Origin of the sequence: Bacillus sp. A1 (genome assembly GCF_042296235.1) — a bacterium.
GTDB lineage: Bacteria > Bacillota > Bacilli > Bacillales > Bacillaceae > Bacillus > Bacillus velezensis.
The window spans coordinates 1,686,563-1,712,328 of record NZ_CP141181.1; the positions used below are offsets into that span (position 1 = coordinate 1,686,563).

Genomic DNA, 25,766 nt, shown 5'->3' on the forward strand with positions numbered 1-25,766 from the left:
ATGAATTCCATCATTGATTTATTTCCCGCTTTTTTATTGGTCTTTATCAGAATCTCTGCTTTTTTTGTAACGGTGCCGGTGTTCGGACATCGGAATCTGCCGGCGGTTCACCGGATCGGCTTTGCTTTTTTTCTTTCGGTGATCTGCTTCAGCACGCTGAAACATGCGCCGGAAATAGAAATAGGGGAACAGTATATGCTGCTTGTCATAAAAGAGGCCGTTGTGGGCTTGAGCCTCGGGCTGATTGCTTTCATGATGATGACAGCCATTCAGATAGCGGGTTCCTTTATTGATTTTCAGATGGGCTTTTCCATCGCCAATGTCATTGATCCGCAATCAGGAACGCAAAGCCCGCTGATCGGACAATTCGTTTATACGCTGGCGCTGTTATTTATGCTCAGCGTAAACGCCCATTATCTTTTATTGGACGGGATTTATTACAGCTTTCAGTATATCCCGCTTGATCAGGCATTTCCGTCGTTTGGAAATGATCACTTTGGACTTTTTATCACAAAAAGCTTCAATGCCATGTTCATTATCGCTTTTCAAATGTCTGCGCCGGTTGTGGCCAGTCTGTTTTTAGTTGATTTGGCGCTCGGTATTGTGGCAAGAACGGTGCCGCAGCTGAATGTTTTCGTTGTCGGGCTTCCTCTGAAAATAGCCGTGAGCTTTATTATGCTGATCGTTTGTATGTCGGTGATGTTTGTCGTCGTCCGCAACATCTTCAGCCTTACCGTTGAAACCATGCGGAATCTATTGGCATTGGTCGGTGTGACATGATGAGACTCAGACTGAATCTGCAATTCTTTGCCGGTGAAAAAACGGAGAAAGCCACTCCGAAAAAACGGAAGGATACAAGAAAGAAAGGACAGGTCGCGAAAAGTACGGATGTGAATACAGCCGTTTCTTTACTGATTATCTTTCTTTCGCTGATCGCGCTCGGTCCTTATATGCGGGACAGGCTGCTGTCCTTTATTAAAACGTTTTATACGAAATCGATAACATTACACCTGTCAGCATCTGCCGTGCATGAACTGTTCGTGGATACGGTGAAAGATATCAGCCTCATCCTCGCGCCGATTATGCTGGTCGCGCTTGTGGCAGGTGTCGTGAGCAATTACATGCAGGTGGGTTTTCTGTTTTCTGCGGAAGTCCTCAAGCCTGACTTGAATAAGCTCAGCCCGCTGAAAGGTTTTAAGCGGATTTACAGCATGAGGGCGATTGTTGAACTGGTCAAATCTATTTTGAAGATTACTGTGGTCGGTTTTGCCGCCTTTATGGTGCTCTGGCTTCATTATGGCGATATTCTTCGCCTTCCGCTTTTAACGCCTGCGGAAGTGCTCACTTTCGTTTCTAAGCTCACGCTTTGGATGGGGCTTGCGGGATCAGGGGCTTTAATGCTGCTGGCCGGGCTTGATTATTTATATCAGCGTTTTGACTATGAGAAAAATATCAGAATGTCAAAGCAGGATATAAAAGATGAATACAAAAAATCGGAGGGTGATCCGATAATCAAGTCCAAAATTAAGCAGAAGCAGCGGGAAATGGCGATGAGGCGGATGATGCAGGAAGTGCCGAAAGCGGATGTCATCATTACCAACCCGACCCATTATGCGATAGCTTTAAAATATGATGAAAAGAAAATGGACGCCCCTTACATTGTTGCCAAAGGGGTCGACCATCTCGCATTAAAAATCAGGCAGATCGCCAAAGAACATGATGTCATGACGATTGAAAACAGGCCGCTCGCGCGTGCGTTATATGATCAGGTTGACATTGACCAGGCTGTGCCGGAAGAGTTTTTCAAAGTCATTGCGGAAATTTTGGCTTATGTATATAAAACGAAACAAAAAGTATAGTGAATTTCAGATTCAAAAGGAGAGAAAAACAGCATGTCAACAAGAGATTTATCGGTTTTAATAAGTGTTGTCCTCATTGTGGCAATGCTGGTGATTCCATTCCCTCCATGGTTGTTAAGTATTTTGATCATCATTAATATCTCTCTTGCGTTGATCGTGCTTCTCACCACAATGAATATGCAAGAACCGCTGCAATTCTCGATATTCCCGTCATTGCTGCTGTTATTGACGCTGTTTCGGCTTTCGCTCAATGTGTCGACGACACGTTCGATTCTTTCTCACGGAGAAGGGGGAAAGGTTGTTGAGACATTCGGGAATTTCGTTGTCGGCGGAAATGTGCTGGTAGGGCTTGTTGTCTTCATTATCTTGATTATTATTCAGTTTATTGTCATTACAAAAGGCGCCGAGCGGGTATCGGAAGTGGCGGCGAGATTTACGCTCGATGCGATGCCCGGAAAGCAAATGAGTATTGACGCGGATTTAAATGCCGGCATGATTACGGAGCAGGATGCAAAGCACAGACGTGAAAAAGTCGCCCGGGAAGCCGATTTTTACGGCGCCATGGACGGTGCGAGCAAATTCGTCAAAGGGGATGCCATCGCGGGTATCATCATCGTGATGATCAATATTATTTTCGGAATCGTAATCGGCATGCTGCAGCAGGGGATGAGCATACAAGAAGCTGCGTCTCACTTTACAATGCTGACGGTCGGTGACGGTATCGTTTCTCAAATGCCGGCCTTGCTTATTTCAACGGCTACAGGGATTGTCGTGACGAGAGCGGCATCTGAAGGAAACCTCGGTCATGATATTACAGGCCAGCTGTTTGCTTATCCGAAGCTCTTGTATGTAGCCGCGGGAACTGTACTTTTGCTCGGTCTTCTTACACCGATCGGCATTCTGCTGACGGGGCCGATCGCCGGTCTGCTTGCATTCGGCGCTTACATGCTGTCCAAAACGGATAAGCCGAGCGAAGAAGAGGAAGAAATTCTTGAAGAAGAGGCTCAGGCGGATGAACTGAAAAGCCCGGAAAGCGTTGTGCAGCTTTTACATATTGATCCGATTGAATTTGAGTTCGGATACGGACTCGTGCCGCTTGCAGACGCGGGGCAGGGCGGTGATCTTCTTGACCGCATCGTCATGATCAGACGTCAGCTTGCGCTTGAATTGGGACTTGTCATTCCGGTTGTGCGCATCAGGGATAACATCGCGCTCCAGCCGAATGAATACAGATTGAAAATTAAAGGCAATGAAGTCGCTAAAGGAGAGCTCCTGCTGGATCATTACTTAGCGATGTCACCGACGCCTGAAGATGACGTCATTGAAGGAATTGAAACGATTGAACCGTCGTTCGGACTTCCCGCAAAATGGATCAGCGAAGCTGCGAAAGATGAAGCAGACATGCTGGGGTATACAGTTGTTGATCCGGCGTCAGTCGTATCTACGCATATTACAGAAAAAATTAAGCAGCATGCCCATGAACTGGTCGGCAGACAGGAAACAAAGCAGCTGATCGATCATCTGAAGGAAAATTATCCTGTGCTTGTTGAGGAAGTCACGCCAAACCCTCTTTCTGTCGGCGATATTCAAAAGGTGCTTGCCAAATTGCTGAGAGAAAAAGTGTCAATCAGAAACTTGGTGACCATTTTTGAAACTCTTGCCGATTACGGAAGATTAACGACAGATTCAGATCTTTTGACAGAATACGCGAGACAGTCGCTTGCCAAACAAATCACGGCACAATATGCGAGAGAGCATGAAACGCTGAAGGTCATCACATGCTCAGGCCGGGTGGAAAAAGCGATTGCAGACGGGGTACAGCAGACTGAACAGGGCAATTACCTGTCACTCGACCCTGAGGTTTCAGACAGCATCATCCGTTCTGTCGCTAAAGAGGCCGAGCAGCTTTCCATCCGTCAGGAGTCAGCGATTCTTCTTTGCTCGCCTGCTGTCAGAATGTATGTTAAACAGCTGTTAGAACGGTATTTCCCTGATCTTCCGGTTCTTTCTTATAATGAGCTGGAAGCAAATGTTGAAGTACAGAGCATTGGAGTGGTGGATATTTAATGAAAATAAAAAAATTTACAGCCGCTTCAATGCAGGATGCCGCGAAGCAAATCAAAAAGGAACTCGGCAATGATGCCGTTATTTTACATTCCAAACAAGTAAAGAAACGAAAATGGCTGGGGCTGCGGTCGCAGCAGGCCGTTGAAGTGATAGCGGTTTTAGATCGTGACGTCAGGGAAGCGAGAAAAACGCCGCCGGCTGCCGCTGAAGAAATGAAAAAGACGGAAACGGCGGAGAAAGCTGAGCCTGTTCAGCCGCCGCGTCTTCCGGATCAAAGTATTTCCGGCGAACTGGCGCATTATAAAGAAGTGCTCCCTGAACCATTAAAAAAAGCCGAGAGACTATTGAAGCAAGCTGGGCTTCCTGATCATACGCAAAACGCCGTACTCAGTGAATTGCTCCGTTCTTCAATTGTTTCCGGAGATTTAACTGAAGATAATGTCAGCTCAAAACTGCAGGATTTGTTAGTGAAAAAACTCCCTTCGGAAGACAAGTGGCAGGAAGGGATTCAATCAAAATACGTCGTGCTTTTCGGTTCAACCGGGGCCGGCAAAACGACTACACTTGCGAAACTCGCGGCCTCATCAATGCTGACAGAGCATAAAAAAATTGCCTTTATGACGACGGATACTTACCGGATTGCCGCGGTCGAGCAGCTGAAGACATATGCGGAGCTGCTTCAGGCTCCTCTTGAAGTATGCTATTCAAAGGAAGAATGTCTGAAGGCACTGGAAAAATTCGCTGAATATGACCATGTTTTCATTGATACAGCCGGTAGAAACTTTAAAGAAGAGCAGTATATTACGGAATTACAAGAGATGATTCCGTTTGAATCAGGCTTACAATCCTTTCTCGTATTATCAGCATCTGCAAAATATGAAGATATGAAACAGGTGCTGAAACGTTTTTCCGGTGTGCCGGTCAATCAATTCATTTTCACGAAAACGGATGAAACCGCCTCACTCGGCTCCGTGTTTCAAGTGCTGTCGGAATCAAGAATCGGCGCCGCCTATTTGACAAATGGACAGGATGTGCCTGAGGACATCCTATCGGCTTCACCAAAAGAGTTTGTAAGGATGCTTTTGACATGAAACCCGATCAGGCAGAGTCATTAAGAAGGAAAATGAGAGAGCGGCAAATGATCAAGCCGGAGCTTTATGAGAAAAAAGCGAAGACATTAGCTGTCATCAGCGGTAAAGGCGGCGTCGGAAAATCTAATTTAACATTAAACATGGCAGTTGCCCTGCAGGAAAAAGGAAAAAAAGCACTCATCATTGATCTTGACATCGGAATGGGCAACATTGATGTGCTGATCGGCGCTGCTTCTTCCCGCACCATTATTGATGTGATGGAGAATCGGCACGCATTGGCGCAATCACTGTCCTCCGGTCCGAAAGGCCTTCGGTACATATCCGGAGGAACGGGGCTTGAGGCGATCTATCAAGCTGACGGAGAGAAGTGGGCGGCTTTTATGAATGGTCTTTCCGCTGTATTAAGCGATTTTGATTACGTTCTGTTTGATATGGGAGCGGGACTTTCAAAAGAACAGCTGCCGTTTATTTTATCGGCGGAAGACATTCTCGCCGTGACAACGCCTGAGCCGACGGCCATTATGGATGCCTACAGCGCGATCAAACATCTTTTGCTCGCGGATGAACGGCTGACCGTAAACATTGCCGTCAATCGCGCCCGCTCCCAAAAACAGGCGCTGGACACGTACAACCGCCTTTCTCATGCGATTCACACGTTTTTAGGCGCGGAAGTGCGTTTCGCCGGCTCCATACCCGATGACCCGCTAGTAAGTCAAGCCGTCATTGACCAGGTGCCTTTTTTAATAAAAAGTCCTCAAGCAAAAGCCAGCAGGTCCGTCCGTCTTCTGACGGATGTCTTGTTTCAAACGGAAGAAAACAAACCAAGAGAAGAGAAACCGGCATTTATTGAGAGATTATCTTCTTTTTTATTGAGGAGGACTTTACAGTGATTCGTGTGCTTGTCGTTGATGACTCAGCTTTTATGAGAAAGATGATTACCGATTTTCTGGCTGCGGAAGTGCAGATAGAAGTCATCGGGACAGCCAGAAACGGGGAAGAGGCGCTGAAGAAAATAGAGCTTCTCAAACCGGATGTTGTCACGCTTGATATTGAAATGCCGGTCATGAACGGAACGGATACATTGCGGAAGATCATCAGCATATATAAACTTCCCGTAATCATGGTATCGAGCCAGACACAACAAGGGAAGGACCGAACGATCAACTGCCTGGAAATGGGCGCTTTTGATTTTATCACCAAGCCTTCCGGAGCGATTTCACTTGATCTTTATAAAATTAAAGAGCAGCTGATTGAGAGGGTGATTGCAGCCGGGCTGTCCCGCGCACAAAAACCTGAGGCGGCAGTGAAAGAGTCTTCTATCCCGGAACGTCCGGCTTTAGCGGGATTTGAAAGACCGAAAGCAAAATCCGCCAAGCAGGCCGTATTCATCGCGACCTCTACAGGCGGACCGCGGGCTCTGCAAAAGGTGATTCCGAAACTGCCGAAGGATTTAAAGGCGCCTGTATTTGTCGTTCAGCACATGCCTGAAGGCTTCACCGCTTCACTTGCAGACAGACTCAACCATTTGTCAGATATTCAGGTCAAAGAAGCGGAAAACGGTGAAGAAGCGAAAGACGGATGGGTGTACATCGCGCCCGGCGGAAAAAATATGACGGTTGCAGAGGAAGGCGGAAGGCTCCGCATCATTCTTGACGTTCATGATACGGAAAGCCGGCATAAACCGTCAGCCGATTATTTGTTTCGGTCGGCAAGCCGCTTATCCGATTACGAAAAGGTAGCCGTCATTATGACCGGCATGGGCAGCGACGGAACCGAAGGCGTAAAAGAAATGCTCAGAACAGGCGGCGTTAAAACGATTGCGGAATCGGACGAATCCTGTGTTGTGTTCGGAATGCCGAAGTCAGCGATAAAGGCGGGCCTCATTCATGAGATTAAACATGTGGAAGATATCGCGGCATCCATCACCGGATGTGTGAAAAAAGAGAGGGTGTGAATCAATTGGATATGAATCAATATTTAGATGTCTTTATTGATGAAAGTAAAGAGCACTTACAGACATGTAACGAAAAGCTGCTGCTGTTGGAAAAAGATCCGGCAGACCTTCAGCTTGTGCATGACATCTTCAGAGCTGCCCATACGCTGAAAGGCATGAGCGCAACGATGGGATATACAGATCTGGCGCATTTAACCCACCTGATGGAAAATGTGCTGGACGCCATCCGCAACGGAGAAATGCCCGTTACATCAGATTGGCTGGATGTGCTGTTTGAAGCGCTTGATCATCTTGAAGAGATGGTGCAGTCCATTATTGACGGAGGAGACGGCAAACGTGATATTTCTGAAGTGAGTGCGAAGCTCGACGTAAATGCGGTGCATGAGACTGCGGCTTCAGCCGAAACAGCAGAACCGCCGGCTTCAAAACAACAGGCTTCAACTGAATGGAATTATGATGAGTTCGAACGAACTGTTATTGAAGAGGCGGAAGAGCAAGGATTCAGCCGCTATGAAATAACGGTTTCCCTGAATGAAAGCTGCATGCTCAAAGCCGTGCGCGTGTACATGATTTTTGAAAAGCTGAATGAAGCCGGAGAAGTCGCAAAAACGATACCTGCCGCGGAAGTGCTTGAGACGGAAGATTTCGGAACGGATTTTCAGGTGTGTTTCTTGACAAAGCAGCCTGCTGAAGAAATTAAAGAACTCATCAGCCGCATTTCAGAAGTGGAGAATGTCGAAATTTCTGCCGGTGCGCCGTTAAAAACGGCCGAAAAACCGCAAGCGGCTGAACCGGTGAAGGAAGCTCCGGTTAAAAAGGCTGAGAAACAGCCAAAGCCGCAAGCGAAAACGGAAGAACAGCCGAAGCATCACAGCGGCTCGAAAACGATTCGCGTCAACATTGAAAGACTGGATTCTTCAATGAACCTTTTTGAAGAACTTGTCATTGACCGCGGACGTCTTGAGCAGATCGCCAAGGAGCTTGACCACAATGAGCTGACTGAAACCGTTGAACGCCTGACCAGAATCTCGGGCGACCTTCAGTCTATTATTCTTAATATGCGGATGGTGCCGGTAGAAACCGTCTTTAACCGTTTCCCGAGAATGATCCGCCAGCTTCAAAAGGAATTAAACAAGAAAATCGAATTGTCCATCATCGGAGCTGAAACGGAGCTGGACCGTACGGTGATTGATGAAATCGGCGATCCGCTTGTCCATTTAATCAGAAACAGCATCGATCACGGCATTGAATCGCCTGAAGTGCGGGTGAATAAAGGAAAATCGGAATCAGGTCATGTCGTGCTTAAGGCATATCACAGCGGCAATCACGTCTTTATTGAGGTTGAAGATGACGGGGCCGGCTTGAACAGAAAGAAAATTCTTGAAAAAGCGCTCGAACGGAGTGTAATCACCGAACGTGATGCTGAAACGCTTGAAGATAATGAGATTTACGAGCTTATTTTTGCTCCGGGCTTCTCGACTGCCGATCAAATTTCTGACATTTCAGGGCGGGGCGTCGGTCTGGATGTTGTAAAAAATAAACTCGAATCACTCGGCGGCTCTGTCAGTGTCAAATCTGCGGAAGGCCAAGGTTCTCTTTTCAGTATCCAGCTTCCGCTGACACTTTCAATTATATCTGTTCTTCTCATTAAACTGGAAGAAGAGACGTTTGCGATACCGATTTCTTCTATTATAGAGACGGCTGTTATTGATAAGAAAGATATCCTGCAGACGCATGACAGAGAAGTGATTGATTTCAGAGGCCAAATCGTTCCGATCGTCTATCTGAAAAAAGAATTCGGCATTACGGATTCAAATCAGGATGCCGATCAGTTCCATGTAATCGTCGTGAAAAAGGGCGATAAATCCACTGCTTTTGTCGTGGACTCTTTTATCGGACAGCAGGAAGTCGTACTGAAATCACTCGGCGACTATTTGACGAACGTCTTTGCGATTTCCGGCGCTACGATTCTCGGAAACGGAGAAGTGGCGCTGATTATTGATTGTAATGCGCTGATCTACTAAACGACACGAGGAGGTGCCCGAATGACTGCTGAAATCAAAACAGGTGAAAAAATGATTGTGTTTATGATAAACGGGAAAGAATACGCTATCTCAGTTTCCCAGGTGAAATCAATTGAAAAGTGGCAAAAACCGACGAGGGTCCCGGGTGTGGAATCTTATATCCGCGGCGTTATTAATCTGCGCGGAGTGATTACCCCGGTTCTTGATTTAAGAAAACGTCTGAACCAGCCTGAACAGGACATCACAGAAGAGACTCGGATTATCATCATTTCTTATCGTGACGCTGATGTCGGATGGGTCGTGGATGAGGCCAATGACGTCATCACCGTGCATGAAAATGAAATCGAATCCGCGCCTGAAAGCCAGACAAAGGAAACGGATGTGTGGATTAAACAGATCGTTAAGCAAGATAACAGGCTCCTCAATATTATCGATGCGCATGCGGTGCTGGATAAAGGTGCTTCGGCATCTGCGTCCGGAGAGCCTAATGCTTAAAGGGGAAAAGACAACATGAGTAAGTTTGAAGCGATCAAAGAAGAGCAGATGGATATTTTGCGGGAAGTCGGAAATATCGGGGCGGGTCACTCGGCTTCTGCAATGGCTCAGCTGCTGAACAGAAAGATAGACATGGAAGTGCCGTTTGCGACTTTATTGACATTTGATGAGCTCGCTGATTTTTTCGGCGGGGCTGAAACGCCGGTCGCCAGTATCTTTTTAAGAATGGAAGGCGACATGACCGGCTCTATCTTTCTCATCATGCCTTTTGATCAGGCGGAACAGTTTATCAGAGAGCTGATCGGAAATCCGGATTTTGATATTGACCAGCTGGGCGAAGATCATTTGAGTTCTTCTGCTTTACATGAGTTCGGCAATATTTTAGCTGGTTCCTATTTAACGGCATTGGCTGATTTGACAAAGCTTGAGATTTACCCGAGCGTGCCGGAAATCTCACTTGATATGTTCGGCGCAGTTATCAGTGAAGGGCTGATGGAGCTCAGTCAAGTCGGAGAGCATGCCATTGTCGTGGATACTTCTATTTTTGACCAGGGCAGCCGGCAGGAGCTCAAAGCCCACATGTTTATGCTCCCGGACTATGATTCTTTTGAAAAGCTCTTCGTCTCATTGGGTGCGGCTTTATGAGCCGTGCGGAAGCCGCAGTCGTTAAAGTGGGGATTGCGGATGTTCAAGTCGCGCGTTACCCGGATAAAATCCGGACCTCGGGACTCGGTTCATGCGTGGGGCTGGTTTTATACGATAAAGACAAACAAACGGCAGGACTCGTTCATGTCATGCTGCCGGACTCCGGTTTATCAAAAACGGCGGAGCTCAACCGTGCAAAATACGCGGACACCGCCGTTAAGATGACGATTGATATGCTTTTGAAAGCCGGCTGCCGCAAGTTTGCCCTGAAGGCAAAACTCGCCGGGGGAGCGGAGATGTTTAAGTTTAAAATGACAAACGACCTGATGAAAATCGGTCCGAGGAATGTAGCGGCCATCAAAGAGCAGCTTTCATTGTATAACATTCCGGTCATCAGTGAAGATACGGGCGGCTCAAGCGGCCGGACGATTGAATTTGAGCCAAAGTCCTGCATGCTGCACATTCGAACTGTTAAACAAGGTGAAACAACGATTTAATAAAGGTATGAGGTAGGGGGATAACAATGCAATCCTTGAATTATGAAGATCAGGTGCTTTGGTCGCGCTGGAAAGAGTGGAAAGATCCTAAAGCCGGTGATGATTTAATGCGCCGTTACATGCCGCTGGTCACATATCATGTCGGCAGAATTTCCGTCGGACTGCCGAAATCGGTGCATAAAGACGATCTAATGAGCCTTGGTATGCTTGGTTTATATGATGCCCTAGAAAAATTTGACCCCGGCCGGGATTTAAAATTTGATACCTATGCCTCGTTTAGAATTCGCGGTGCAATCATCGACGGGCTGCGTAAAGAAGATTGGCTGCCCAGAACTTCACGGGAGAAGACAAAAAAAGTCGAAGCGGCGATCGAAAAACTTGAACAGCGCTACCTTCGGAATGTGACGCCTTCAGAGATCGCAGAAGAGCTGGGGATGACGGAGCAGGACGTAGTATCAACGATGAATGAAGGGTTTTTTGCCAATCTCTTATCAATTGATGAAAAGCTTCACGACCAGGATGACGGTGAGAATATTCAAGTGATGATCAGAGATGACAAAAATGTGCCGCCGGAAGAAAAAATCATGAAGGACGAGCTGATCGCTCAGCTTGCGGGCAAAATTCATGAGCTCTCTGAAAAAGAGCAGCTTGTCGTCAGTTTATTCTATAAAGAAGAACTGACTTTGACCGAAATCGGACAAGTCCTGAACCTTTCGACGTCGCGGATTTCACAGATTCATTCAAAGGCGCTGTTCAAATTAAAGCACCTGCTTGAAAAAGTAATTCAATAATGAACTCATGGTTAGCGAGTGAAAAACATGTCAACACTATTATGGCTTTTAAGCTTTGTGCTTCACGGCGTACTGCTTTATGCCGTCATTATTCTGTACACGAGGTTTTCAGCCCTCAAGGAGACGGAGCGCCAGCAGAAGAAGATTCTTGAAGAGACGGAAAACACCCTTGCAGCGTTTCTGCTTGAGCTGAAAGAAGAAAATGAAAGACTCGAAGACGCAAAAAGCCGTCAAGCGCCGGACGCAGAAGACGCCGAACCCCGGCCGGAACCGAAAGAAGAGCCTGATATTCCGGACCACATGGAAAAGCTCATCAGTGCAACGGAACGGGCTGAAAGTGACGAAAACAGCGGCGCGCATTCGTTTGAAGAACGTGTTTCAGAATTATATGAACAAGGGCTCACCCCCGCGGAAATTGCCAAACGGATGCAGAGCGGAAAGACAGAAATCGAGCTGTTTTTAAAATTTCGCGGCAAAGCTGTAAAGGATTCTTGATTGTCGCATAAAGCTGTGTTATATTATTTCTTGGTGTTAAATACACACGCTTAACGATTTATGCAGAGGGTGCTGCAAACGGCAGTTCTGCACAAAAATGACCTAAGCGGAGGAAAAAAACCATTTTATTAGGAGGAAATCACATGTCAGTTATTTCTATGAAACAATTGCTTGAAGCTGGTGTTCACTTCGGCCACCAAACACGCCGCTGGAACCCAAAAATGAAGCGTTACATTTTCACGGAGCGTAACGGAATCTACATCATTGACCTTCAAAAAACAGTGAAAAAAGTAGAGGAAGCTTACAACTTCACGAAAAACCTTGCTGCTGAAGGCGGAAAAATCCTTTTCGTCGGCACAAAAAAACAAGCTCAGGATTCTGTTAAAGAAGAAGCTGTACGCTCTGGCATGTACTATGTCAACCAACGCTGGTTGGGCGGTACACTGACAAACTTCGAAACAATCCAAAAACGCATTAAGCGTCTGAAAGACATCGAGAAAATGCAAGAAAACGGTACATTTGAAGTACTTCCGAAAAAAGAAGTTGTTCAATTGAAAAAAGAATTAGAGCGTCTTGAAAAATTCCTCGGCGGAATTAAAGACATGAAGGATCTTCCTGATGCATTATTCATTATCGATCCTCGCAAAGAGCGCATCGCTGTTGCGGAAGCTCGCAAATTGAACATTCCTATCATCGGAATCGTAGATACAAACTGTGATCCTGATGAAATTGATGTCGTAATCCCTGCAAACGATGACGCAATCCGCGCTGTTAAACTTCTTACTTCTAAAATGGCAGATGCTATTCTTGAAGCGAAGCAAGGCGAAGAAGAAGCGGAAGCTGCTGAAGAGACTGCACCTGAAACAGAAACGACAACTGCGTAACCTAATCAAAAGGTGATAGAAGGGACTGCCTTTTATCACCTTTTTTCAAGAAAAATGTATCTATACATATCTTGTTTACACATATAAGGAGGAATTCAAATGGCTATTACTGCACAGCAGGTAAAAGAACTGCGTCAAAAAACAGGCGCTGGTATGATGGACTGTAAAAAAGCATTGACTGAAACTGACGGAGATATGGACAAAGCAATCGACCTTCTGAGAGAAAAAGGAATTGCGAAAGCGGCTAAAAAAGCTGACCGTATCGCTGCTGAAGGTTCTACTCTTATTAAAACTGACGGCAACAAAGGCGTTATCTTAGAAGTAAACTCTGAAACTGATTTCGTTGCGAAAAACGAAGGCTTCAAAGAGCTTCTGAACACGCTTGCTGACCACCTTCTTGCAAACGCTCCTGCTGATCTTGAAGAAGCAATGGGTCAAAAGATGGAAAACGGTTCTACTGTTGAAGAATACATCACAAGCAACGTTGCTAAAATCGGAGAGAAAATCACTCTTCGCCGTTTTGCTGTTATTACAAAAGAAGACAGCGAAGCGTTCGGTGCTTACCTTCACATGGGAGGCCGCATCGGCGTATTATCCGTTCTTAGCGGAACAACTGACGAAGATCTTGCAAAAGACATCGCGATGCATGTTGCAGCGGTAAATCCTCGTTACATTTCCCGCGACCAAGTGTCTGAAGAAGAAGCAAACCATGAGCGTCAGATCCTGACTCAGCAAGCTCTTCAAGAAGGCAAACCGGAAAACATCGTAGCTAAAATGGTTGAAGGCCGTCTGAACAAATTCTTCGAAGAAATTTGCTTATTAGACCAAGCTTTCGTTAAAAACCCAGACGAAAAAGTGAAACAAGTTGTGGCTGCGAAAAACGCATCTGTTAAAACTTACGTCCGCTACGAAGTTGGAGAAGGTATTGAAAAACGCCAAGAAAACTTTGCTGAAGAAGTTATGAACCAAGTGAAAAAATAATGGCGGAAAGCCTTGGCGAATCTTTCGCGGCTTTTCAGGCAGTATAGGGGACACTACTTGTGTTCCCTATTTTTAAAACTATATTTACAAACCTTTTTTTCTCTTGCATAATAGGAAACGGCAATGTTTACACTTGGAGGTTATTATGGAAAAACCAAAATACAATCGTATCGTTTTAAAGCTTAGCGGAGAAGCATTGGCAGGAGAGCAGGGAAATGGCATTAATCCGACTGTCATCCAATCCATCGCTAAACAGGTAAAAGAAATCGCTGAGCTTGACGTCGAAGTGGCCGTAGTCGTAGGCGGCGGCAACTTATGGCGCGGAAAAACAGGCAGTGACTTAGGAATGGACCGTGCGACGGCCGATTATATGGGCATGCTTGCTACTGTCATGAACTCACTTGCCCTGCAGGACAGCCTGGAAACGCTCGGAATTCAGTCCAGAGTGCAGACATCAATTGAAATGCGTCAGGTCGCTGAGCCTTACATCAGAAGAAAAGCCATCCGCCACCTGGAGAAAAAACGCGTTGTTATTTTTGCCGCGGGAACAGGAAACCCTTATTTCTCTACGGACACAACCGCAGCGCTGCGTGCCGCTGAAATCGAAGCGGATGTGATTTTAATGGCGAAAAATAATGTCGACGGTGTGTATAATGCTGATCCGAGAAAAGATGAGTCAGCCGTTAAATACGAAAAATTATCTTATCTCGATGTGTTAAAAGACGGGCTGGAAGTCATGGATTCTACGGCTTCTTCACTATGTATGGATAATGATATTCCGCTGATCGTCTTTTCTATTATGGAAGAAGGAAATATTAAGCGTGCCGTAATCGGCGAATCAATCGGAACGATCGTAAGGGGGAAATAACGTTGTCAAACGAAGTATTAACACAAACAAAAGAACGCATGGAAAAAGCGGTTGCCGCTTATTCACGCGAATTGGCGTCAGTCCGCGCAGGACGTGCCAACCCATCTCTATTGGATAAAGTGACAGTAGAATACTACGGTGCCCAAACACCTTTAAACCAGCTGTCTTCCATCAATGTGCCTGAAGCGCGTATGCTTGTTGTCACACCGTATGACAAAACGGCAATCGGCGATATTGAAAAAGCGATCCTGAAAGCTGATCTTGGCGTAACGCCGACAAGTGACGGCACCATTATCCGTATCGCGATCCCGGCTTTGACGGAAGAAAGACGTAAAGAACTTGTCAAAGTCGTGAAAAAATACGCGGAAGAAGCGAAAGTAGCAGTCCGTAATGTCCGCCGTGACAGCAACGATGACCTCAAAAAACTTGAGAAAAACGGAGACATTACAGAAGACGAGCTTCGTGCTTCCAGTGAAGACGTTCAAAAGCTGACAGACGAATATGTGTCAAAAATTGACAGTGTCACAAAGGACAAAGAAAAAGAAATCATGGAAGTTTAATGAAAAACTATGTACAATAGATAATGTGAAAAGACCCTCTCATGTTTACAGGGGGTTTTTTTGTTAATACTGTTGATTACATTGATCATCAGCAACGCAACCTTTTTGGGTGACGGAGGAATCTCATGCTCAACATACTCAAAAATTGGAAGAATCAGCAGAATGCGGCTTCCAACTTAGAACGGTATACAAAAGAAGACATACTGAAGGGTGAAATTCCCGCACACATTGCCATTATTATGGACGGAAACGGACGCTGGGCGAAGAAGCGCTCACTCCCTCGGATTGCCGGACATCATGAAGGAATGAAAGTGGTAAAAAGGGTGACAAAGCTCGCAAGTCAGCTCGGCGTTAAAGTTCTGACTCTTTATGCGTTTTCAACGGAGAACTGGAAGCGCCCGAAGATGGAAGTCGACTTTTTGATGAAGCTTCCGGAAGAGTTCCTGAATACGTATCTTCCTGAATTGATAGAGGAAAATGTACAGGTGAAAATTATCGGAGATGAATCCGCGCTCCCTTCTCATACGTACAGGGCGATTGAGAAAGCCGTAAAAGATACAGAACAAAATGACGGGATGATTCTCAATTTCGCTTTGAACTACGGCGGACGCACGGAAATCGTCAATGCGGCAAAAGCACTGGCCGAACAGGTGAAAAGCGGCACGCTGAATATCGAAGACATTGATGAAGCGCTCTTTTCCGGGCATTTAATGACAGAATCAATCCAGGACCCGGAGCTGCTCATCAGAACGAGCGGAGAAATCAGATTGAGCAACTTTATGCTTTGGCAGGTGGCTTACAGTGAATTTGTTTTTACAGATGTCCTGTGGCCCGATTTTAAAGAAGATCACTTTCTGCAGGCAGTGGGAGAATTTCAGCAGCGGGGCCGGAGGTTTGGCGGAATTTAGAGGATGGTGGAAATGAAACAAAGATTGTTAACAGGTGTTCTGGCAGCGGCACTATTTTTATTTTTGGTTATTTTCGGAGGATTGCCGTTCACCGTATTTGTTTACGTGATGGGAAGTATAGCGCTTTTTGAGCTTTTGCGGATGAAAAAGCTCAGATTTTTTTCTTTTCCGGGTCTGATCAGCCTCTTGTTGTTATGGCTGTATATGATGCCGGACAAGTATCATTTTTTCGATGCGAAAATGGAAGTAACGATTTTCGCCGTATTGATTCTGCTCAGCTACACGGTGCTCGTGAAAAACACCTTTACGTTTGACGAAGTCGGGTTTATCGTTCTCGCGACGGTATATATCGGACTGTGTTTTCATTATTTTATTGAAATCAGAAACATTGAAACAAACGGGCTTTTGTATATCTTTTATGCCTGCGTTGTCATATGGTCAACGGACTCAGGCGCATATTTCGTCGGAAAGTCGCTCGGGAAGCGGAAGCTGTGGCCCGAAATCAGTCCCAACAAAACAGTGGAAGGGTTTCTCGGCGGTATTGTCATCGCCCTTATTTTTACGGCTGTTTTTCAGCTGTTTGCGCACCTTCCGATTTCATACCCGGTTCTTTTGGTCATCACGCTTGTTCTGTCTGTGTTCGGACAGATCGGGGATTTGGTTGAATCAGCGCTTAAGCGGCACTATGATGTGAAGGATTCGGGAAAAATCCTTCCCGGGCACGGCGGCATTTTAGATCGATTTGACAGCTTTTTGTTTGTCATGCCGTTCTTATACTTTCTGCTTGCGCTTTTTTCATGAGAAAGGCTAATATGAAAATAAGACCGATCTGGACGCATAGAATGGGAGTGGCATTTTGAAGAATATTTGTCTTTTAGGAGCAACAGGATCAATAGGGGAGCAGACGTTAGACGTATTGCGCATGCATCAAGATCAGTTCCGTCTCGTCTCGATGACTTTCGGTAAAAACGCCGAGAAAGCGATCCCGTTGATCAGAACGTTTCAGCCGAAATATGTAGCAGTCGGCGACATGGATACATACCAAAAAGTGAAAGAAGCGTCTTTTTCTCATGAATGTCAAATCGGCATCGGAGAAGAAGGCCTGATTGAAGCGGCAGTCATGGACGAAGTGGATATCGTGGTCAATGCGCTGCTTGGAAGCGTCGGTTTAATCCCGACTTTGAAAGCGATTGAACAGAAAAAAACAATTGCGCTTGCAAATAAGGAAACTCTTGTCACTGCCGGGCATATAGTGAAAGGACACGCAAAACGATACGGTGTTCCTCTTCTTCCGGTCGACAGCGAACATTCCGCTATTTTTCAGGCGCTGCAAGGCGAACAGAGCAAAAATATCGAGCGCCTGATCATTACGGCATCCGGCGGCAGTTTCAGAGATAAATCGCGGCAGGAGCTTGAGTCTGTAACGATTGCCGACGCCCTTAACCACCCGAACTGGTCGATGGGCGCAAAAATTACGATTGACTCGGCTACAATGATGAATAAAGGACTTGAAGTTATTGAGGCGCATTGGCTATTTGACATTCCGTATGAACAGATTGACGTTGTATTACATAAGGAGAGCATCATTCATTCGATGGTTGAATTTCACGACAGAAGCGTCATCGCCCAGCTCGGAAATCCGGACATGAGGGTGCCGATTCAATATGCGCTGACATATCCGGACCGGCTGCCTCTGCCTGAAACAAAAAGGCTTGAATTATGGGAGATCGGAAGCCTTCATTTTGCGAAAGCTGACTTTGAAAGGTTCCGCTGCTTACAATTTGCCTTTGAATCAGGTAAAATAGGGGGAACGATGCCGACGGTTTTAAATGCGGCCAACGAAGAAGCCGTTGCCGCTTTTCTTGCCGGACGGATTTCATTCTTATCGATTGAGGACCTGATTGAAAAAGCATTGGACCGCCACAGCGTAATTCAGGATCCGAGTCTTGCGGATATCCAAGAAGTGGACAAAGACACCCGGGGATACGTTAATTCAATACTCACATAAGGTGGTATGTTCGTGAATACAGTTATCGCGTTTATTATTATTTTCGGAACGCTCGTTTTTTTCCATGAGCTCGGGCATTTATTGCTCGCCCAAAGAGCGGGAATCCTTTGCCGTGAATTTGCGATCGGCTTCGGCCCTAAAATCTTTTCATTTAAAAAGAATGAAACCGTGTATACGATCAGACTCCTTCCGGTCGGCGGGTTCGTCCGTATGGCCGGTGAAGACCCGGAGATGATCGAAGTCAAACCCGGTTATACCGTCGGGCTTCTTTTTAATAAAGATGACGAAGTGGAAAAAGTCATCATTAATCAAAAGGAAAAATATCCTGACGCTTTAATTATCGAGGTGGAGACGGCTGATCTTGAGCACGAAATGAAGATTACCGGGTACGAGCAGGGGAAAGAAGATGAACTGGCGGGCTTTACTGTCAGTCAGACCTCTTTTTTTATCGTAGACGGAGAAGAAGTGCAGATTGCGCCTTACAATCGACAATTCGGGTCTAAACCCGTATGGAAGCGGATTAAGGCGATTGCTGCCGGTCCGATAATGAACTTCATCTTAGCGTATGTCATTCTCGTCATGCTTGGATTCATTCAAGGCGTGCCTTCAAATCAGCCTGAGCTCGGGAAGCTGACAGACAATGGACGCGCAGCGGCTGCCGGTCTAAAAGAAGGCGACTATATCCAGAGCATTAACGGTGAAAAAATGAGGTCATGGACCGACATCGTGACAGCGGTAAAAGAAAATCCCGGAAAAAAAATCGATGTCGCCGTCAAACGGGACGGCAAATCGTTTCATATCTCGGTTACACCTGAAGCTGTAAAAGATGAAAATAAAAAAACAATCGGCCGCTTCGGCTCTTATGCGCCGACTGAAAAAGGCGCGCTTGCAGCGATCGCCTACGGCGCGACATCTACCGTTGATGTCACAAAAGCGATTCTGACCAATCTGGGCAAAATTGTGACAGGCCAGTTTAAGCTTGATATGCTTTCGGGTCCTGTCGGCATTTATGATATGACGGATCAAGTTGCAAAAACCGGTATTATCAACCTATTCCAGTTTGCGGCGTTTTTAAGCATCAACCTGGGAATCGTCAACCTGCTGCCGATACCGGCGCTTGACGGCGGGCGGCTGCTGTTTTTATTCATTGAAGCAATCCGCGGCAAGCCGATAAACCGTGACAAGGAAGCATTTGTCGTATTTATCGGCGTAGCTTTCTTAATGCTTCTTATGCTGGTTGTCACTTGGAACGATATCCAGCGTTTATTCTTATAATTGACTAGTAAAAAATCAGAGGTGCGAAGACATGAGACAAAGTTTGACGCTTATTCCGACCCTGAGAGAAGTGCCGGCTGATGCTGAAGCAAAAAGCCATAAGCTTCTGCTGAGAGCGGGATTTATCAGACAAAATACGAGCGGGGTTTACAGCTACATGCCCCTGGCTTACAGGGTCATTCAAAACATTCAGAAGATCGTGCGTGAAGAAATGGAAAAAATCAACGCGGTGGAAATGCTGATGCCGGCCCTTCAGCAGGCTGAAACATGGCAGGAATCAGGCAGATGGTATACGTACGGGCCTGAATTAATGCGTCTGAAAGACCGCCACGGCCGCGAATTTGCTTTAGGCGCGACACATGAAGAAGTCATTACTTCTCTCGTGCGCGATGAGGTGAAATCTTATAAGCGTCTGCCGCTCACTCTTTACCAGATCCAGTCTAAATTCAGAGATGAAAAACGCCCGCGTTTCGGGTTATTGCGCGGACGCGAATTCATCATGAAAGATGCGTATTCTTTCCATGCTTCTGAAGAAAGTCTGGAGGAAACATACCAAAACATGTACGGCGCATACAGCAGCATTTTCGCACGCTGTGAATTAAACGTCCGTCCCGTTATTGCCGACTCGGGCGCGATGGGCGGAAAAGATACGCATGAATTTATGGCTCTTTCTGAAATAGGGGAAGATACCATCGCTTATTCCGATGGATCCTCTTACGCAGCCAATACGGAAATGGCGGAAGTTGTCATGAACAGCGAGCCGTCAGATGAAACACCCGAGGCATTGGAGAAAATTGATACGCCGAATGTCAAAAGCATTGAAGAACTCGCTTCGTTCTTGCAGATCGAGCCGAGCGCCTGCATCAAATCAATGCTGTTTAAAGCTGATGACCGATTTGTTCTCGTGTTAGTAAGAGGCGATCATGAGGTCAATGACGTGAAAGTGAAAAACCTTCTGAACGCGGAAGTGGTTGAGCTTGCGTCTCATGAAGAAGTAGCGGAGAAACTTGGCACGGAGCCGGGATTTGCGGGGCCGATCGGCGCTGCCGGCGACATTGAGATTTATGCCGACCAAGCCGTGAAAGTCATGGTAAACGCTGTTAGCGGCGCGAATGAAAAAGACCGTTATTACCGAAACGTAAACATCGAACGTGACGCGTCAGTAAAAGCATATGCCGATCTTCGAATCATTCAGGAAGGCGATCCGTCACCTGACGGAAAAGGCACGATCCGTTTCGCTGAAGGGATTGAGGTCGGACAAGTCTTTAAACTCGGCACGCGTTACTCTGAAGCGATGAATGCGACATACCTTGATGAAAACGGGCGTGCGCAGCCGATGCTGATGGGATGTTACGGAATCGGCGTGTCCAGAACGCTTTCAGCCATCGCTGAACAGCATCACGACGAAAAAGGCTTGATCTGGCCGAAAAGCGTTGCTCCGTATGATCTTCATATTTTGGCGCTGAATATGAAAAACGAAGCGCAAAAAGAGCTTGCTGAACAGCTTTACGGCAAATTCCAGGCGGAAGGTTATGAGGTATTATACGATGACCGCGCTGAACGCGCAGGCGTGAAGTTTGCTGATTCTGATCTGATCGGCCTTCCGATCCGCATCACTGTCGGAAAACGTGCCGACGAGGGCATCGTAGAAGTGAAAATCCGCAAAACCGGTGAATCTGCCGAAGTTTCAGTGGATGAGCTTTCTGAATTTATCAAGACGAAGTAATCACCATAACGAATCATACAAAATCATGTTAAAATAGAGAAAAAAGAAGGTACCTCATCACCTGCGGAGGTACCTTCACTTATGATGTTTTAAGGGAGGGATACTGTCTGAATGGAACAGTTATCAGTAAACAGAAGACAGTTTCAGATTCTTCTGCAGCAGCTTAATATGACAGATGATACCTTCATGACATACTTTGAAGACGGAGAGATTGATAAACTGACAATCCATAAAGCAGAAAAAGCCTGGCATTTCCAATTTCGCTTTAAGGCTCTTTTGCCGTATCAAATATATGATTCATTCATGATGAGGTTAACACAATCGTTTGCTCACATCGCACGTGTCACATCGTCTGTTCAGGTCATTGACCCTACAGTGACAGAGGAGCTTGTACAGGATTATTGGACACGCTGTATTGAAGAGCTTGAAGGAACCTCGCCGCCGATGGTGGCTCTTTTGAATCAGCAGAAGCCGAAGCTCAAGGGAAACAAGCTGATCGTGAAAACAAAAACAGATACAGAAGCGTCTGCGCTCAAAAATAAATACAGCGCACTGATTCAGCACAGCTATCGCCAATTCGGCTTTCCGGAACTGCAGCTGGATACCGAAATTTTCGTATCTGACCAAGAAGTCCAGAAATTCCGCGAGCAAAAGCTTGCTGAAGATCAGGAGCGGGCGATGCAGGCGCTTATCGAGATGGAGAAGAAGGAAAAAGAGGGCGATGAGGATCAGGCACCGTCCGGACCGCTTGTCATCGGCTATCAAATTAAAGAGAACGAAGAAATCCGGACGCTTGACAGCATCATGGATGAAGAAAGAAGAATTACAGTGCAGGGGTTTGTGTTTGATGCTGAAACACGCGAGCTGAAAAGCGGACGCACGCTCTGCATTTTCAAAATCACGGACTATACAAACAGCATTTTAGTAAAAATGTTCGCCCGAGAAAAAGAAGACGCCGCTTTGATGAAAACGCTGAAAAAAGGCATGTGGGTGAAGGCGCGGGGAAGCATTCAAAACGATACATTCGTCAGAGACCTCGTCATGATTGCAAATGACGTGAATGAAATAAAAGCCAAAACCCGTGAAGACACCGCTCCTGAAGGCGAAAAACGGGTTGAGCTTCATCTGCATTCTCCGATGAGCCAAATGGATGCTGTAACGGGCATCGGAAAGCTTGTCGAACAGGCGAAAAAATGGGGACATGAAGCGATTGCGTTAACTGATCATGCCGTTGTGCAGTCTTTCCCGGATGCCTATTCCGCCGCGAAAAAACACGGCATTAAAATGATTTACGGAATGGAAGCCAATATCGTAGATGACGGCGTTCCGATCGCATACAATCCAGCTCACCGTCTCCTGGAAGAAGACACATACGTCGTCTTTGACGTTGAAACGACAGGTCTGTCCGCAGTGTATGACACCATCATTGAGCTTGCCGCAGTCAAAATAAGAGGCGGAGAAATCATCGATAAATTCGAAGCGTTCGCCAATCCGCACCATCCGCTGTCAGCAACGACGATAGAGCTTACCGGGATTACGGATGACATGGTCCGCGACGCTCCCGATGTCGTTGACGTCGTCCGGGATTTTAAAGAATGGATCGGCGATGACGTGCTTGTGGCTCATAACGCCAGCTTTGATATGGGATTTTTAAATGTGGCGTACAAGCGTCTTTTGAAAACGGAAAAAGCGAAAAATCCGGTCATTGATACGCTGGAACTCGCGCGTTTCCTGTATCCTGAGTTTAAAAATCACCGCTTAAATACGTTATGTAAGAAGTTTGATATCGAATTAACCCAGCATCACCGAGCGGTCTTTGACGCTGAAGCAACGGGCTACCTGCTGTTGAAAATGCTCAAAGATGCCGCTGAAAAAGACATTTTTTATCATGATCAGCTGAATGAGAATATGGGACAATCCAATGCTTATCAAAGATCAAGGCCTTATCACGCTACATTGCTTGCCGTAAATGAGACCGGCCTTAAAAATCTGTTTAAGCTCGTGTCCATTTCTCATATTCAATATTTCTACAGAGTGCCGCGCATTCCGAGGTCGCAGCTTAATAAATACAGAGAAGGTCTGTTAATCGGTTCTGCCTGTGACAGGGGAGAGGTCTTTGAAGGCATGATGCAAAAATCTCCTGAAGAGGTTGAAGATATCGCATCCTTCTATGATTATCTTGAAGTGCAGCCGCCGGAAGTATACAGACACCTTCTGCAGCTTGAGCTCGTCCGGGATGAAAAAGCGCTGAAAGAAATCATCGCCAACATTACGAAGCTCGGAGAAAAATTGAATAAGCCGGTCGTGGCTACGGGAAATGTCCACTATTTAAACGATGAGGATAAAATTTACCGGAAGATCTTAATATCTTCCCAAGGCGGCGCCAACCCGTTAAACAGACACGAACTGCCTAAAGTGCACTTCAGAACGACAGATGAAATGCTGGAGGCTTTCTCCTTCCTCGGTGCGGAAAAAGCGAAAGAAATCGTGGTTGACAATACGCAGAAAGTCGCTTCGATGATCGATGAGATCAAACCGATCAAAGACGATCTGTACACGCCGAAAATTGACGGGGCTGATGAAGAAATCCGTGAAATGAGCTATCAGCGCGCCAAAAGCATTTACGGTGAAGAGCTTCCTGAAATTGTGGAAGCGAGAATAGAAAAAGAATTAAAAAGCATCATCGGCCATGGATTCGCCGTTATTTATCTCATCTCTCATAAGCTTGTAAAACGGTCTCTGGATGACGGTTATCTCGTCGGCTCCCGGGGGTCCGTCGGTTCATCGCTTGTGGCGACCTTAACGGAAATCACTGAAGTGAACCCGCTCGCTCCGCACTATGTGTGCCCGAGCTGCCGATATTCCGAATTCTTTAATGACGGATCAGTCGGTTCCGGTTTTGACCTTCCGGATAAAACCTGCCCGTCTTGCGGTACGCCTTTGAAAAAGGACGGGCATGATATCCCGTTTGAAACGTTCTTAGGCTTTAAAGGTGACAAAGTACCCGATATCGACTTGAACTTCTCAGGTGAGTATCAGCCGCATGCCCATAACTACACGAAAGTATTGTTCGGTGAAGATAACGTGTATCGCGCGGGAACGATCGGCACCGTCGCGGAAAAGACGGCTTACGGATATGTGAAAGGCTATGCGGGCGATCACAACCTACACATGCGCGGCGCGGAGATCGACCGTCTGGTGCAAGGCTGCACCGGCGTTAAGAGAACGACCGGCCAGCACCCGGGGGGGATTATCGTTGTCCCGGATTACATGGATATTTACGATTTTTCACCGATACAATTCCCGGCAGATGCGACGGGGTCTGAATGGAAAACGACTCATTTTGACTTCCACTCCATTCATGACAACCTGCTGAAGCTTGATATATTGGGGCACGATGATCCGACAGTCATCCGGATGCTTCAGGATTTAAGCGGAATTGATCCGAAGACGATTCCGACAGATGATCCGGAAGTTATGAAGATTTTCCAAGGTACAGAATCGCTCGGCGTCACTGAAGAGCAGATCGGTTGTAAAACGGGGACGCTCGGCATTCCTGAATTCGGGACGCGATTTGTGCGGCAGATGCTTGAGGATACGAAGCCGACGACGTTCTCCGAGCTTGTCCAGATTTCCGGGCTTTCCCACGGAACGGACGTATGGCTCGGCAATGCGCAGGAACTGATACACAACAATACGTGTGAACTGAGCGAAGTGATCGGCTGCCGTGATGACATTATGGTTTACTTGATCTATCAGGGCCTTGAGCCTTCACTGGCCTTTAAAATCATGGAATTCGTCCGTAAAGGCAAAGGCCTGACGCCGGAATGGGAAGAAGAAATGAAAAAGAACAATGTGCCGAACTGGTATATTGATTCATGCAAAAAAATCAAATACATGTTCCCGAAAGCCCACGCCGCCGCATACGTGCTGATGGCGGTGCGGATTGCATACTTTAAAGTGCATCACGCGCTTTTATATTATGCTGCGTATTTTACCGTCCGCGCAGATGACTTTGACATTGATACAATGATTAAAGGCTCGACCGCTATCAGAGCGGTGATGGATGATATCAGCTCTAAAGGGCTTGATGCTTCGCCGAAGGAGAAAAACCTCCTTACCGTGTTAGAGCTTGCGCTTGAAATGTGTGAGCGCGGCTATTCCTTCCAGAAGGTCGATCTATACCGTTCGAGCGCTTCGGAATTTATCATTGACGGCAACAGTCTCATCCCGCCGTTCAACTCAATTCCGGGACTCGGAACCAACGCCGCTCTCAATATTGTGAAAGCGCGGGAAGAAGGGGAGTTCCTTTCAAAAGAAGATCTTCAAAAACGCGGAAAAGTGTCAAAAACCATTTTAGAGTATTTAGACCGTCACGGCTGTCTTGAGTCCCTTCCGGACCAAAATCAGCTGTCTCTGTTTTAAGCTTTGTGCACAGCCGCCGAGCGGAGTTTGATTTGCATTAAATATATGGTTATGGTATAGTTTTATTGGAAATGCTAACGATTACCGAGGCAAAGAGTGGGGAAACCCGCTCTTTTGTATTGAACAGGCAATTTTGCCTCGACATGTCCATCGTTTTCTCAATGCCCCTGCTCTTTTGAAGCAGGGTTTTTATGCAGAGGAACGGCTGATATG

The 25,766-nt window shown here is 46.4% G+C and carries 22 protein-coding genes; all 22 read left to right on the forward strand.

Going from position 1 to position 25,766, the window contains the following annotated elements; genetic code table 11:
• The 22 genes from fliR to U2H13_RS08685 all read left to right on the forward strand — a co-directional run bounded on the left by fliR (position 1) and on the right by U2H13_RS08685 (position 25,553).
• Complete coding sequence (gene fliR, locus U2H13_RS08580; protein WP_376700768.1) at positions 1-780, forward strand: flagellar biosynthetic protein FliR; 780 nt, start codon at positions 1-3, stop codon at positions 778-780.
• Positions 780-1,859: a flagellar biosynthesis protein FlhB gene (gene flhB, locus U2H13_RS08585; protein ID WP_014417776.1), complete on the forward strand. Its 1,080-nt coding sequence runs from the start codon at positions 780-782 to the stop codon at positions 1,857-1,859. Before fliR ends, flhB begins: the two co-directional genes overlap by 1 nt.
• Positions 1,860-1,892: 33 nt before the next feature.
• Positions 1,893-3,926, forward strand: a complete 2,034-nt coding sequence (gene flhA / locus U2H13_RS08590) for a flagellar biosynthesis protein FlhA (protein ID WP_014417777.1) — start codon at positions 1,893-1,895, stop codon at positions 3,924-3,926.
• Positions 3,926-5,017: a flagellar biosynthesis protein FlhF gene (gene flhF, locus U2H13_RS08595; protein WP_021493683.1), complete on the forward strand. Its 1,092-nt coding sequence runs from the start codon at positions 3,926-3,928 to the stop codon at positions 5,015-5,017. Before flhA ends, flhF begins: the two co-directional genes overlap by 1 nt.
• Positions 5,014-5,907: a MinD/ParA family protein gene (locus U2H13_RS08600; RefSeq protein WP_072177008.1), complete on the forward strand. Its 894-nt coding sequence runs from the start codon at positions 5,014-5,016 to the stop codon at positions 5,905-5,907. The genes flhF and U2H13_RS08600 overlap by 4 nt, the downstream gene beginning before the upstream one ends.
• Positions 5,904-6,971, forward strand: a complete 1,068-nt coding sequence (locus tag U2H13_RS08605; protein WP_007409791.1) for a chemotaxis response regulator protein-glutamate methylesterase — start codon at positions 5,904-5,906, stop codon at positions 6,969-6,971. Before U2H13_RS08600 ends, U2H13_RS08605 begins: the two co-directional genes overlap by 4 nt.
• A 5-nt stretch (positions 6,972-6,976) precedes the next feature.
• Positions 6,977-8,995, forward strand: a complete 2,019-nt coding sequence (gene cheA / locus U2H13_RS08610; RefSeq protein WP_121984423.1) for a chemotaxis protein CheA — start codon at positions 6,977-6,979, stop codon at positions 8,993-8,995.
• 21 nt (positions 8,996-9,016) lie between these two features.
• The gene (cheW, locus tag U2H13_RS08615; RefSeq protein WP_003154225.1) at positions 9,017-9,490 is read left to right on the forward strand and encodes a chemotaxis protein CheW; all 474 of its coding nucleotides are present in this window, start codon (positions 9,017-9,019) and stop codon (positions 9,488-9,490) included.
• Between the two features lie 15 nt (positions 9,491-9,505).
• Entirely contained in the window at positions 9,506-10,135 is a 630-nt protein-coding gene (gene cheC / locus U2H13_RS08620) for a CheY-P phosphatase CheC (RefSeq protein WP_014417781.1), read from the forward strand.
• Positions 10,132-10,632, forward strand: coding sequence for a chemoreceptor glutamine deamidase CheD (gene cheD / locus U2H13_RS08625; RefSeq protein WP_003154219.1), 501 nt, complete (start codon positions 10,132-10,134; stop codon positions 10,630-10,632). Before cheC ends, cheD begins: the two co-directional genes overlap by 4 nt.
• A gap of 26 nt (positions 10,633-10,658) precedes the next feature.
• On the forward strand, positions 10,659-11,423 hold the full coding sequence (gene sigD, locus U2H13_RS08630; RefSeq protein ID WP_003154217.1) for an RNA polymerase sigma-28 factor SigD: 765 nt from the start codon (positions 10,659-10,661) through the stop codon (positions 11,421-11,423).
• Positions 11,424-11,450: 27 nt separating this feature from the next.
• Positions 11,451-11,918, forward strand: a complete 468-nt coding sequence (locus tag U2H13_RS08635; RefSeq protein ID WP_014417782.1) for a DUF6115 domain-containing protein — start codon at positions 11,451-11,453, stop codon at positions 11,916-11,918.
• Positions 11,919-12,061: 143 nt separating this feature from the next.
• Entirely contained in the window at positions 12,062-12,802 is a 741-nt protein-coding gene (gene rpsB / locus U2H13_RS08640) for a 30S ribosomal protein S2 (protein ID WP_003154215.1), read from the forward strand.
• A gap of 99 nt (positions 12,803-12,901) precedes the next feature.
• Entirely contained in the window at positions 12,902-13,783 is an 882-nt protein-coding gene (gene tsf, locus U2H13_RS08645) for a translation elongation factor Ts (protein ID WP_007409794.1), read from the forward strand.
• A gap of 145 nt (positions 13,784-13,928) precedes the next feature.
• Complete coding sequence (gene pyrH / locus U2H13_RS08650) at positions 13,929-14,651, forward strand: UMP kinase (RefSeq protein WP_003154213.1); 723 nt, start codon at positions 13,929-13,931, stop codon at positions 14,649-14,651.
• Between the two features lie 2 nt (positions 14,652-14,653).
• Positions 14,654-15,211, forward strand: a complete 558-nt coding sequence (frr, locus tag U2H13_RS08655) for a ribosome recycling factor (protein ID WP_003154212.1) — start codon at positions 14,654-14,656, stop codon at positions 15,209-15,211.
• A 125-nt stretch (positions 15,212-15,336) separates the two neighbouring features.
• A complete protein-coding gene (locus U2H13_RS08660) occupies positions 15,337-16,119 on the forward strand; it encodes an isoprenyl transferase (RefSeq protein ID WP_014417783.1) in 783 nt (260 codons plus the stop codon).
• A 3-nt stretch (positions 16,120-16,122) separates the two neighbouring features.
• Entirely contained in the window at positions 16,123-16,920 is a 798-nt protein-coding gene (locus tag U2H13_RS08665; RefSeq protein WP_007409796.1) for a phosphatidate cytidylyltransferase, read from the forward strand.
• A 55-nt stretch (positions 16,921-16,975) separates the two neighbouring features.
• A complete protein-coding gene (gene dxr / locus U2H13_RS08670; protein ID WP_182072708.1) occupies positions 16,976-18,127 on the forward strand; it encodes a 1-deoxy-D-xylulose-5-phosphate reductoisomerase in 1,152 nt (383 codons plus the stop codon).
• Between the two features lie 6 nt (positions 18,128-18,133).
• Positions 18,134-19,402, forward strand: a complete 1,269-nt coding sequence (rseP, locus tag U2H13_RS08675; RefSeq protein ID WP_095060061.1) for an RIP metalloprotease RseP — start codon at positions 18,134-18,136, stop codon at positions 19,400-19,402.
• A gap of 31 nt (positions 19,403-19,433) precedes the next feature.
• Positions 19,434-21,128 (forward strand): proline--tRNA ligase, encoded by a 1,695-nt coding sequence (locus U2H13_RS08680; RefSeq protein WP_376700769.1) that lies wholly within the window; start codon positions 19,434-19,436, stop codon positions 21,126-21,128.
• Positions 21,129-21,239: 111 nt separating this feature from the next.
• Positions 21,240-25,553, forward strand: coding sequence for a PolC-type DNA polymerase III (locus tag U2H13_RS08685; protein WP_182077772.1), 4,314 nt, complete (start codon positions 21,240-21,242; stop codon positions 25,551-25,553).
• Positions 25,554-25,766: the final 213 nt, after the last annotated feature.

Coding starts and splice junctions, on each gene's coding strand:
- fliR (WP_376700768.1), top strand. CDS start 1: ATGAATTCCATCATTGATTTATTTCCCGCTTTTTTATTGGTCTTTATC.
- flhB (WP_014417776.1), top strand. CDS start 780: ATGAGACTCAGACTGAATCTGCAATTCTTTGCCGGTGAAAAAACGGAG.
- flhA (WP_014417777.1), top strand. CDS start 1,893: ATGTCAACAAGAGATTTATCGGTTTTAATAAGTGTTGTCCTCATTGTG.
- flhF (WP_021493683.1), top strand. CDS start 3,926: ATGAAAATAAAAAAATTTACAGCCGCTTCAATGCAGGATGCCGCGAAG.
- U2H13_RS08600 (WP_072177008.1), top strand. CDS start 5,014: ATGAAACCCGATCAGGCAGAGTCATTAAGAAGGAAAATGAGAGAGCGG.
- cheW (WP_003154225.1), top strand. CDS start 9,017: ATGACTGCTGAAATCAAAACAGGTGAAAAAATGATTGTGTTTATGATA.
- cheC (WP_014417781.1), top strand. CDS start 9,506: ATGAGTAAGTTTGAAGCGATCAAAGAAGAGCAGATGGATATTTTGCGG.
- cheD (WP_003154219.1), top strand. CDS start 10,132: ATGAGCCGTGCGGAAGCCGCAGTCGTTAAAGTGGGGATTGCGGATGTT.
- sigD (WP_003154217.1), top strand. CDS start 10,659: ATGCAATCCTTGAATTATGAAGATCAGGTGCTTTGGTCGCGCTGGAAA.
- U2H13_RS08635 (WP_014417782.1), top strand. CDS start 11,451: ATGTCAACACTATTATGGCTTTTAAGCTTTGTGCTTCACGGCGTACTG.
- rpsB (WP_003154215.1), top strand. CDS start 12,062: ATGTCAGTTATTTCTATGAAACAATTGCTTGAAGCTGGTGTTCACTTC.
- tsf (WP_007409794.1), top strand. CDS start 12,902: ATGGCTATTACTGCACAGCAGGTAAAAGAACTGCGTCAAAAAACAGGC.
- pyrH (WP_003154213.1), top strand. CDS start 13,929: ATGGAAAAACCAAAATACAATCGTATCGTTTTAAAGCTTAGCGGAGAA.
- U2H13_RS08660 (WP_014417783.1), top strand. CDS start 15,337: ATGCTCAACATACTCAAAAATTGGAAGAATCAGCAGAATGCGGCTTCC.
- U2H13_RS08665 (WP_007409796.1), top strand. CDS start 16,123: ATGGTGGAAATGAAACAAAGATTGTTAACAGGTGTTCTGGCAGCGGCA.
- rseP (WP_095060061.1), top strand. CDS start 18,134: ATGTTCGTGAATACAGTTATCGCGTTTATTATTATTTTCGGAACGCTC.
- U2H13_RS08680 (WP_376700769.1), top strand. CDS start 19,434: ATGAGACAAAGTTTGACGCTTATTCCGACCCTGAGAGAAGTGCCGGCT.
- U2H13_RS08685 (WP_182077772.1), top strand. CDS start 21,240: ATGGAACAGTTATCAGTAAACAGAAGACAGTTTCAGATTCTTCTGCAG.